Below are 10,050 nucleotides of genomic sequence, written 5' to 3' on the forward strand. Positions count from 1 at the left end.
GTCTTTTTGCATCTCGGAGGCGACGTATTGCATCTCCTCGAGGCTCGGCGTGATCAGCCCCGACAGCCCGACGATGTCGGCGCCTTCGGCCTTGGCCCGCGCGAGGATTTCGTGGCAGGGCACCATCACGCCCATGTTCACCACCTCGAAGTTGTTGCACTGCAGAACCCCGGTCACGATGTTCTTGCCGATGTCGTGCACGTCGCCTTTGACGGTGGCGATGACGATTTTGCCTTTGGCCTGCACGTTCTCGCCCGCGGCGGCCTGTTGCAGCTTCTCGGCTTCGATGTAGGGCAACAGGTGCGCGACGGCTTGCTTCATCACGCGGGCGCTCTTGACCACCTGGGGCAGGAACATTTTGCCCGCGCCGAACAGGTCGCCGACGACATTCATGCCCGCCATCAGCGGGCCTTCGATGACTTCGAGCGCGCGGCCGCCGCGTGCGCGCACGGCCTGGTACGCCTCCTCGGTGTCGGCATCGATGAAGTCGGTGATGCCGTGCACCAGCGCGTGCGAGAGGCGCTCCTCGACCGTGCCCGCACGCCACTCGTTCTTCTTGCCCTCGTCGCGCGCCGCGCCTTTGGCGGTCTCGGCGATCTCGATCAGCCGCTCGCTCGCGTCGGGGCGGCGGTTGAGCACCACGTCCTCCACGCGCTCGCGCAGCACGGGGTCGAGCTCGTCGTAGACGCCGATCATGCCGGCGTTGACGATGCCCATGTCCATGCCTGCGGCGATCGCGTGGTAGAGAAACACCGTGTGGATCGCTTCGCGCACCGCGTCATTGCCGCGGAAGCTGAACGAGACGTTGGACACGCCGCCCGAGACTTTGGCGCCGGGCAGGTTTTGCTTGATCCAGCGGGTCGCTTCGATGAAGTCCACCGCGTAGTTGTTGTGCTCCTCGATGCCGGTGGCGATGGCGAAGATGTTGGGGTCGAAGATGATGTCTTCGGGCGGGAAGTCCACCTCGTCGACAAGAATGCGGTAGGCCCGCTCGCAAATTTCGATCTTGCGCGCAAAGCTGTCGGCCTGCCCATGCTCGTCGAACGCCATGACCACGGCTGCGGCGCCGTAGCGCTTCACGAGCCGCGCCTGCCGCTTGAATTCCTCGACCCCTTCCTTCATGGAGATGGAGTTGACGATGCCTTTGCCCTGCACGCACTGCAGGCCGGCTTCGATCACCTCCCACTTGGAGCTGTCGATCATCACGGGCACGCGCGCGATGTCGGGTTCGCCAGCCATGAGGTTGAGGAAGCGCACCATGGCGGCCTTGCTGTCGAGCATGGCCTCGTCCATGTTGATGTCGATGATCTGCGCGCCGTTTTCCACCTGCTGGCGCGCCACCGCCAGCGCTTTTTCATACTCGCCGGCCAGGATGAGCCGCGCAAAGGCCTTGGAGCCCGTGACGTTGGTGCGCTCACCAATGTTCACGAACAGTGAACCCGGCCCGATGACGAGCGGCTCCAACCCGGAAAGGCACAGCGGGGCCGGGGCCTCCTGCGAGGCAAGCGACGAGGAGGGGGCCGACGATGGAGACATGGAACTCACCTGAAAGAAAGCCGAGCGGCGTGTACAGGTGAGCGTCGTTGTGCGCGGCGCCGCCGCGGGGAAGATACGGTCCAAGCCTGACGGGCCAACGGCCCGCTGCAACGCTCCTTGGAGGCCGCAGATTTTAAGGCAACGCTGAATCCGTCCCCCGTGTGTCGCGCATCCCGCGGCCCGCTGTGCGCGGGCGCGCATTTGACGCTCCCTGGTCAAGCCGGCAGAATGAACCCCAAACACGAGGGTGGGTCGCTTTCGGAGTGGCCCGTATCGTGACCCGGGTGGGCTCTGTTGCCTATCTCCATCGGGCGTGGTTTTCGGCTTGTTTGTGTGGGGTCGCCAGTCTTTTTCAGCGAACTGTGAGGTTTTCGTGCGCGTTCCTCGGGGCCAGGTGGGTGGCGTGACCGTTTCTTCGAGTCAGCCGGTGTCGCAGCCGGCGGACCGGGAAGAGTTGCGTCGCCGCTTCGATGAGGAGCTCGCGCAGCTGCAGGAGCTGCCGGTCAGCTCGTGGCTGCTCCAGCAGCCCGCCGATGAACAGCAGGCGGCGCCGGGCGAGCCGGCCAGCGAAATCAATGTGGACGTGGCGCTCGCGCCCGTGTTGGTCGAGTTGCGTCGACAGCTGGCCGCTTTCCCTGGGCATTGCGCGCACATCACGTCAGGCGATGGAGCGATGTTGGCGATCTTCCGGCCCGATACGAATACCGTGTTCGTGCGCGATCGCGTCGACGTGCACGAGCTGGGCGAACTGTCTTGGCGCCCGCGTCCAATGGGCGCTGCGCAGCCGCCGCGGGGCTGGCGCGTGACGACCGCCGACGCGATTCAATGGCGCTTTTCCTTGTTGGGCCCGGCGGGCGACCAGGCGCTCGCGCGCCACTGGCGCCATGCTCCGCTGGTGTTGCGCGAGACGCCGCCGTTCAATTTTTCTTTGGTTCGCGGGCGCCAGTTCGAGCTGCTGCACCTGCTTCAAAGCGGCCCCCGGACCTTTGCCGACATCGCTCGCCGCGTCGGAGGCGACGAGGCTCAGCTCAGCCGCGAACTCGTGACGCTGATGCTGATGGGCTGCCTCGTCATTGGCTGACGGGGGCGTTCGCCGGATGTTCGGGGCTTGATCCGCCGCGTTCGTTGCCCGTGCTGGCTTCGTCGCGCCGAAACGGGCCGGCGGCGCCGAGCTTGCGGGTGGCGAGCGGCGCGACCGCGTCGTGGATCGCGCCGATGTGCTGCGGCGTGGTGCCACAGCAGCCGCCCACGATGTTGACCAGCCCCTCAGCGGCGAATTCGCGCAACAGCCGGCTCGTGACCTCGGGGGTTTCATCGAAACCGGTGTCGCTCATGGGGTTGGGCAGACCCGCGTTGGGGTAGCAGCTGATGTAGGTGTCGGGCGCGGCTTTGGCGAGTTCCTGGATGTAGGGGCGCATGAGCGCCGCGCCGAGCGCGCAGTTGAGACCGACGGCCAGCGGCCGCGCGTGCCGCACCGAGTACCAGAACGCCGTGACGGTCTGTCCGGAGAGGATGCGCCCCGAGGCGTCGGTCACGGTGCCGCTGATGATGAGCGGCAGCCGCTCGCCGGTGGCGTCGAAGGCCTCTTCGATGGCGAACAGTGCAGCCTTGGCGTTGAGCGTGTCGAACACGGTCTCGACCAGCAGCACGTCGACGCCGCCTTCGATCAGTGCCAGCGTCTGCTCGAGGTATGCGGCGCGCAGTTCCTCGAACGTGACATTGCGCGCCCCGGGGTCGTTCACGTCGGGGCTGATGCTCGCGGTCTTGGGCGTGGGGCCGAGCGCACCAGCGACGAAGCGCGGATGCTCGGGCGTTTGAAATTGGTCGCAAGCCGCGCGGGCGATGCGCGCCGAGGCCAGGTTCATCTCGCGCGCCAGATCGGACATGCCATAGTCGGCCTGCGCGATGCTCGTGGCACCAAAGGTGTTGGTTTCGATCAGGTCGGCGCCGGCGGCGAGGTAGCTTTCGTGGATGTCGCGGATGATGTCGGGCCGGGTGATCGAGAGCAGTTCGTTGTTGCCCTTGACGTCGCGTGGGAAGTCCTTGAACCGCTCGCCCGGGCAGCCCTCGCCGCGGCAGCCTTCGCCCCGGTACTGGGCTTCGGTGAGCTTGAAGCGCTGGATCATCGTGCCCATGGCGCCGTCGAGGATGACGATGCGCTGCGCGAGAATCTCGGGCAGCTGCGCCGCGCGGGTGTAGTGCAGGGGTTTCATGCCCACGATTGTAGAAAGGCATGGCCCGCCCCATCCCGCGTGCGCCGCGCCGTCGGTTTTTTTGAACCTAAATCCGGCAGTTGACCGCTTTGAGCCGAATGCAAGTTGTTGATGTTTCAACCGTTTTTGGTGCAAGAGCCGTTCACCGCTTGGGTGAGCACTGCGCACCCGTTCGAGTCGCCCTCGGGCGCGGGGGCGGCGTTGCAAATCCTCGCCATGGCGAGCGCCATGGCTGTGGTTTGCGCCTTGCCCGCGCGCCCGATGACGACTCGCCCGGGCGCGCCCAACCGCCGGATTTAGGTTGAACGAAAACCGCTGATCCCCGGCGTGAAATGGTCGGTATTTGCTATTGTTTTTGAGGTTTTCGTTTGTCCGACCTGTCCATCCTTCAGCAGGTATTTGGTTACCCGAGTTTTCGCGGCGCGCAGGCCGAGATCGTCGCGCACGTGGCCGCCGGCGGCGACGCGCTGGTGCTCATGCCCACGGGCGCGGGCAAGAGCCTGTGCTACCAGGTGCCTGCGATCGCGCGCGCACGATCGGGCCACGGCACCACGCTCGTCGTCTCGCCCTTGATTGCACTCATGCACGACCAGGTCGGCGCGCTGCGCGAGCTGGGCGTCGCGGCCGAGCTGCTCAATTCCACGCTCGATGCCGCACAGGCGGCCGAGGTCGAGCGTCGCCTGCTGCGCGGCGACCTCACGCTGCTCTACGCCGCGCCCGAGCGTGTGACGACCCCGCGCTTTCTCGCCTTGCTCGACACCTTGCATGCGCAGGGGCGGCTTGCGCTTTTCGCCATCGACGAGGCGCACTGCGTGAGCCAGTGGGGGCATGACTTCCGACCCGAATACCGGGGTTTGTCGGTGCTGCACGAGCGCTATGCCGGTGTGCCGCGCGTGGCCTTGACGGCGACGGCCGATGCGCTCACGCGCGCCGACATCATCGAGCGGCTGCAGCTCGAGGACGCGCGGCTGTTCGTCAGCAGCTTTGACCGGCCCAACATCCGCTACACCATCGTAGAAAAGCGCGATGCGACCGCGCAGCTCGTGCGCTTCATCGAACGCGAGCATGCCGGCGAGGCCGGCATCGTCTACTGCCAGTCGCGCCGCAAGGTCGAGGAACTGGCCGACACCCTCTGCCGCCATGGCATCGAGGCCCTGCCCTACCACGCCGGCCTGCCTGCCGAGGTGCGCCAGGCGCATCAGGACCGTTTCCTGCGCGAGGACGGCTTGGTGATGGTCGCCACCGTCGCGTTTGGCATGGGCATCGACAAGCCCGACGTGCGCTTCGTCGCGCATGTGGACCTGCCCAAGAACATCGAGGGCTACTACCAGGAAACCGGCCGCGCCGGCCGCGACGGCCTGCCCGCCGACGCCTGGATGGCCTACGGCCTGCAGGACGTGGTGAACCAGCGCCGCATGATCGACGAGAGCCCCGCACCCGACGAGTTCAAGGCTGTGCTGCGCGGCAAGCTCGACGCCCTGCTGAGCCTGGCCGAGAGCACCGACTGCCGCCGCGTGCGGCTGCTGGCCTACTTCGGCGAGTCGAGCGAACCGTGCATGAATTGCGACAACTGCCTGCAGCCGCCCACCACCTGGGACGGCACCGAGGCGGCGCGTATGTTGCTCTCGACCATCTACCGGGTGCAGCAGACGAGCGGCATGGCCTTCGGCGCCGGCCACATCCTCGATGTGTTGCGCGGCAAAGCGACCGACAAAGTGCAGCAGCACGGCCATGAACGGCTCAGCACCTTCGGCATCGGCGCGGCCTACAGCGAGCCGCAGTTGCGCGCGGTGTTGCGCCAGCTGCTCGCCACCGGCGCGCTCGCCGTGCAGCCGGTGGCACTCGCCAGCGGGCGAAGCTTCGACACCCTGGTGCTCACCGAGGCCTCGCGCGCGGTGCTGCGCGGCGAGCGCCCCGTGCGCCTGCGCGAGGTCGCCACCGCCAGCGCCGCGGGCGCGCGCCGCCGGGAACGCGCAGCCACGCCCCGTGTCGCGGCAGCGGCTGCGGCGCTCGACGCAGCCGCCCAGGCCCGCTTCGAGGCGCTCAAGGCCTGGCGCGCCGACGTGGCGCGCGAGCACCAGCTGCCTGCCTATGTGATCTTCCACGACGCCACGCTCGCCGCCATCGCCGAGCGCTGTCCCGCCGACCTCGAATCGCTCGCGCAGATCAGCGGTATCGGCTCGGTCAAGCTCGAGCGCTACGGCGCGGCGCTGATCGAGGTTTGCCAGACCGGCTGAAGCGCCGGTTTGGAGCCGCGCACGATCCATCCCCGCGATGGCGCGCGAGGGACTTGTCGAGCGTGGTTTGCGACGCGAACGGCGGCACAATCCGCCGATGATTCGAGCCAAAGACATTGAAGCCGCCGCCCAGCGTCTCTCTGGGCAGGTGCTGCACACGCCATGCGTGGCCTCGCGCACGCTCTCGGAAATCGTGGGCGCGCAGGTGTTCCTCAAGTTCGAGAACCTGCAGTTCACCGCGTCCTTCAAGGAGCGCGGCGCTTGCAACAAGCTCGCGCAGCTCAGCGCTGAGGAGCGCGCGCGCGGTGTCATTGCGATGTCGGCCGGCAACCATGCGCAGGGGGTGGCCTACCACGCGCAGCGCCTGGGCATCCCTGCGGTGATCGTCATGCCGCGCTACACCCCTGGCGTGAAGGTCGAGCGCACGCGCGGCTTTGGTGCCGAGGTGGTGCTGCACGGCGACACGCTCGAGGCGGCACGGGAGCATGCGTTTACGCTCGCCCGCTCGCGCGGGCTGGTCTTCGTCCACCCCTATGACGACCCCGACGTCATCGCCGGTCAGGGCACGGTGGCGCTGGAAATGCTGCGCGACGTGCCCGAACTCGACGTGCTCGTCGTAGCCGTCGGGGGCGGCGGCTTGATTTCCGGCATGGCGGTCGCCGCGCGCGCTCTCAAACCGGGCTTGGAGATCTTTGGCGTGCAGACCCAGCGCTTTCCGGCCATGGTCAACGCCATCAAGGGCACGCAGTGGCCGCAGGGCAGTTCCACCATCGCCGAGGGCATCGCCGTCGGCGCGCCCGGCCGGCTGACCGAGGCGATCATCCGCGAGACGGTCGATGACCTGCTGCTGGTCGATGAGGCCGACATCGAGCAGGCCGTGTTGATGCTGCTCGAAATCGAGAAAACCGTCGTCGAAGGGGCGGGTGCGGCGGGCCTGGCGGCCGTGCTGCGACACGGCGAGCGTTTCCGCGGCCGCCGCGTCGGCCTGGTGCTTTGCGGCGGCAACATCGAGCCGCTGCTGCTCGCTGCCTTGATCGAGCGCGGCATGGTGCGCGCCGGCCGCCTCACGCGGCTGCGGGTGCATGCGCGCGACGTGCCCGGTGCGCTCGCGCGCATCACCGCCATCGTGGCCGAAGCGGGCGCCAACATCGACGAGGTGCATCACCAGCGGGCGTTCTCAGCGCTGCCGGCCCAGAACGTCGAGATCGAGCTCGTGTTGCAGACCCGTGGGCCGACCCATATCCGCGAACTGATCGAGCGCCTGCAGGCGGCGGGCTTCGAGGCCGCTTCGTACTGAAGGCAACGCCGAACAAGTCCCCGCGCGTCGCGCATCCCAGCTGCGGTTGTCGAAATTCAGAGCCCACCGTTAGAATCCGCGCCGAAGGCTCAACCATTGAGGAAAATCAAATCATGTCTGCAGCAACCCCGGCCCACGACGACGCGCAAACCCAGGACCCGATCGAGGAAGTGACCAAATACGCCCCGCTGGTGATCCCGGTCGCCGGGGGCGTTTTGATCTTCCTGCTCGCCTTCATCGCCGTTTTCATGGCCTGAACGGGACGGCTCCGGCCGTTTTTTCAGCTTTTTACAAGCGCGGTTTAGCCCCGCCGATCGGCCCTCGGGCCGCACGGAAGCAAGGGGCAGCGCTTTCAAGAGGTGAGCATCGAGCCACCCAGGCCTGTGCCGGGTGGCTTGATTTTTTGGGTCTCCGGGCGCATGTTTCCTGCCGACGCGGTCATTGGGCCGCGAGGCCACAGGAGGGACCATGCCGCAGATCCGCCCCGCTGCCGTTGCCGGCGCCTTTTATCCCGGGCAGCCTTATGTGCTTGCCCAAGAAGTCGAGTCGATGCTGCAGCAAGCGGCATCGAACCCATCGCCGGCCTCCGCGCATCCTCCCAAGGCCTTGATCGTCCCGCACGCTGGGTATGTGTATTCGGGCCCCGTCGCCGCGCAGGCCTACGCTCAGTTGCTTCCGTGGCGCGATCAGATCCAGCGCGTCGTGCTGCTCGGGCCGGTCCACCGCGTGCCGGTGCGAGGCATCGCCTGGCCGGGCGTCGAGGCGTTCGCGACGCCGCTCGGAACGGTGCCGATCGATCGTGCAGCGCTCGCGGCCATCGCCGACCTGCCGCAAGTCGTGCAGAGCCCGGCCGCGCACGCGTGGGAACATTCGCTCGAGGTGCAGTTGCCGTTCTTGCAAGCCGTGCTCGACCGCTTCAGCCTGGTGCCGCTCGCGGTGGGAGATGCCAGCGCCGAAGAGGTGGCCGAGGTGCTCGAGCGGCTCTGGGGCGGCCCCGAGACGCTCATCGTCGTGAGTTCCGATCTGTCGCACTACCACCCCTACGGTGAGGCGCGGCGGCTCGACGCCGAGTCGGTCCAGACCATGCTGGAACTGCGCCCGGTGCTCGACCACGAGCAGGCATGCGGTGCCACGCCGGTCAACGGCCTATTGCTCGCGGCGCGCCGGCATGGGTTGCACCCGCATCTGCTCGATCTGCGCAATTCCGGCGACACCGCGGGTGACCGCTCGCGCGTCGTGGGCTATGCCGCCTTGAGTTTCACGGAGCCTAGCCATGTCGCACCCGGCCACGCCTGAGTTGGGTCGTGCCTTGCTGAGGCTCGCGCGTGCGGCGATCGAGCGCGCGCTCGGGATGCCCGGCCACGCGCTGCCGCCGTTTCCCGAGGCAGTCGAAGCCGCGCTCGACGCGCCGGGCGCGACCTTTGTCACGCTGACCCAGCGCGGCGCCCTGCGTGGTTGCATCGGGTCCTTGGTCGCACACCGGCGCTTGCGCGAGGACGTGCAGGCCAACGCGGTTGCCGCTGCGCTCGAAGACCCGCGCTTTGCTCCCCTGTCGGTGGACGAACTGCCGCGCACCGAGGTCGAGGTGTCGCTGCTCTCGCCTCCGCAACCGATCCCCGTGCACAGTCGGGCTGAAGCGCTGCGGGCGCTGCGCCCGGGCGTCGACGGCGTGATCTTCAGCTGGGGCCCGTACCGCAGCACTTTTTTGCCCCAGGTTTGGGAGCAACTGTCCGAGCCCGAGGTTTTTCTGCAGCACCTTGTGGCCAAGGCGGGCCTGCCGCCCGACTTCTGGGATACCGGGGTGCGGCTGCAGCGCTACACCGTCGAGAAGTGGCGGGAGAGCGACGTTGAATCCGGATCCGAGAAGCGCACTGATGTCTGAAATCATCGAAATGCAAACCCCCGAAAGCCTGCACCCCGCGCAGTGGTGGCACAAGCTCGACGACGGCCGCATCCAGTGCGACCTGTGTCCGCGCGATTGCAAGCTGCACGAAGGGCAGCGCGGCGCCTGTTTCGTGCGCATGCGCGTCGGCGACGCGATGGTGCTCACCACCTATGGCCGCTCCTCGGGCTTTTGCGTCGACCCGATCGAGAAGAAGCCGCTCAATCACTTTTATCCGGGCAGCGCGGTGCTGTCTTTCGGCACCGCCGGCTGCAACCTGGCCTGCAAGTTCTGCCAGAACTGGGACATCAGCAAGTCGCGCGACATGGATCGCCTGATGGATCAGGCCTCGCCCGAGGCGATCGCCGAGGCGGCGCTGCAGACCGGCTGCAAGAGTGTGGCCTTCACCTACAACGACCCGGTCATCTTCGCCGAGTACGCGATGGACACGGCCGATGCTTGCCACGCGCGCGGCATTCAGACGGTGGCGGTCACGGCGGGCTACATCCACGCCGAGCCGCGACGCGCCTTCTTCTCGAAGATGGACGCCGCCAATGTCGACCTCAAGGCCTTCACCGAGGACTTTTATTTCAAGCTCACGGGCGCGCATCTGCAGCCGGTGCTCGATACGCTCGTCTACCTCAAGCACGAGACCTCGGTGTGGTTCGAAATCACCACGCTCTTGATTCCGGGTCACAACGACTCGGATGCGGAGCTCACCGCGCTTTCGAAATGGGTCGCGCGCGAACTCGGCCCCGACGTGCCGCTGCATTTTTCGGCCTTTCACCCGGACTTCAAAATGCCCGACGTGCCGCCCACGCCACCGGCGACGCTGCGTCGCGCACGCCGCATGGCGCTCGAGCAAGGCCTGCATTACGTCTACAC

At 67.2% G+C, this 10,050-nt stretch carries 9 protein-coding genes, 1 pseudogene and 1 riboswitch; of the genes and pseudogenes, 8 read left to right on the forward strand and 2 right to left on the reverse strand.

Annotated features, from left to right (window positions below; all coding sequences use genetic code 11):
- The coding region (locus tag JHC36_RS08720) for a dihydropteroate synthase (protein ID WP_287918306.1) at window positions 1–1,536 on the reverse strand (1,536 nt) is incomplete at its 3' end.
- Window positions 1,537–1,568: 32 nt separating this feature from the next.
- Window positions 1,569–1,661, reverse strand: a riboswitch (S-adenosyl-L-homocysteine riboswitch).
- A gap of 278 nt (window positions 1,662–1,939) precedes the next feature.
- Between JHC36_RS08720 and JHC36_RS08725 the strand changes: the two genes are divergently transcribed.
- Window positions 1,940–2,617 carry a hypothetical protein gene (locus tag JHC36_RS08725; RefSeq protein ID WP_287918307.1) on the forward strand — a complete coding sequence of 226 codons (678 nt, stop codon included), beginning with the start codon at window positions 1,940–1,942 and terminating at the stop codon, window positions 2,615–2,617.
- Window positions 2,618–2,705: 88 nt separating this feature from the next.
- On the opposite strand, the pseudogene JHC36_RS08730 reads toward JHC36_RS08725, so the two are convergent.
- Window positions 2,706–3,749 (reverse strand): annotated as a pseudogene (locus JHC36_RS08730) (homocysteine S-methyltransferase family protein); the annotation flags it as partial.
- A 111-nt stretch (window positions 3,750–3,860) separates the two neighbouring features.
- Here JHC36_RS08730 and JHC36_RS08735 point away from each other — a divergent pair.
- The 7 genes from JHC36_RS08735 to amrS all read left to right on the forward strand — a co-directional run.
- The gene (locus JHC36_RS08735) at window positions 3,861–4,049 is read left to right on the forward strand and encodes a hypothetical protein (RefSeq protein ID WP_287918309.1); all 189 of its coding nucleotides are present in this window, start codon (window positions 3,861–3,863) and stop codon (window positions 4,047–4,049) included.
- Window positions 4,050–4,117: 68 nt separating this feature from the next.
- Window positions 4,118–5,986, forward strand: a complete 1,869-nt coding sequence (gene recQ, locus JHC36_RS08740; protein ID WP_287918310.1) for a DNA helicase RecQ — start codon at window positions 4,118–4,120, stop codon at window positions 5,984–5,986.
- A gap of 97 nt (window positions 5,987–6,083) precedes the next feature.
- Window positions 6,084–7,283: a threonine ammonia-lyase gene (locus JHC36_RS08745; RefSeq protein ID WP_287918311.1), complete on the forward strand. Its 1,200-nt coding sequence runs from the start codon at window positions 6,084–6,086 to the stop codon at window positions 7,281–7,283.
- Between the two features lie 113 nt (window positions 7,284–7,396).
- Window positions 7,397–7,540, forward strand: a complete 144-nt coding sequence (locus tag JHC36_RS08750) for a hypothetical protein (RefSeq protein ID WP_170158992.1) — start codon at window positions 7,397–7,399, stop codon at window positions 7,538–7,540.
- A gap of 211 nt (window positions 7,541–7,751) precedes the next feature.
- Complete coding sequence (gene amrB / locus JHC36_RS08755; protein WP_124219114.1) at window positions 7,752–8,579, forward strand: AmmeMemoRadiSam system protein B; 828 nt, start codon at window positions 7,752–7,754, stop codon at window positions 8,577–8,579.
- Window positions 8,557–9,165 carry an AmmeMemoRadiSam system protein A gene (amrA, locus tag JHC36_RS08760; RefSeq protein ID WP_287918312.1) on the forward strand — a complete coding sequence of 203 codons (609 nt, stop codon included), beginning with the start codon at window positions 8,557–8,559 and terminating at the stop codon, window positions 9,163–9,165. The genes amrB and amrA overlap by 23 nt, the downstream gene beginning before the upstream one ends.
- Window positions 9,158–10,050, forward strand: an 893-nt coding sequence (amrS, locus tag JHC36_RS08765) for an AmmeMemoRadiSam system radical SAM enzyme (protein ID WP_287918314.1), incomplete at its 3' end; no start/stop codon positions are given. The genes amrA and amrS, both read left to right, overlap by 8 nt.

Source organism: Tibeticola sp., from assembly GCF_022759015.1.
Classification (GTDB): domain Bacteria; phylum Pseudomonadota; class Gammaproteobacteria; order Burkholderiales; family Burkholderiaceae_C; genus Tibeticola; species Tibeticola sediminis.

Bases quoted from the DNA above. Each gene is read 5' to 3' on its own strand.
- amrB (WP_124219114.1), top strand. From the start codon at position 7,752: ATGCCGCAGATCCGCCCCGCTGCCGTTGCCGGCGCCTTTTATCCCGGG.
- JHC36_RS08745 (WP_287918311.1), top strand. From the start codon at position 6,084: ATGATTCGAGCCAAAGACATTGAAGCCGCCGCCCAGCGTCTCTCTGGG.
- JHC36_RS08735 (WP_287918309.1), top strand. From the start codon at position 3,861: ATGTTTCAACCGTTTTTGGTGCAAGAGCCGTTCACCGCTTGGGTGAGC.
- JHC36_RS08750 (WP_170158992.1), top strand. From the start codon at position 7,397: ATGTCTGCAGCAACCCCGGCCCACGACGACGCGCAAACCCAGGACCCG.
- amrA (WP_287918312.1), top strand. From the start codon at position 8,557: ATGTCGCACCCGGCCACGCCTGAGTTGGGTCGTGCCTTGCTGAGGCTC.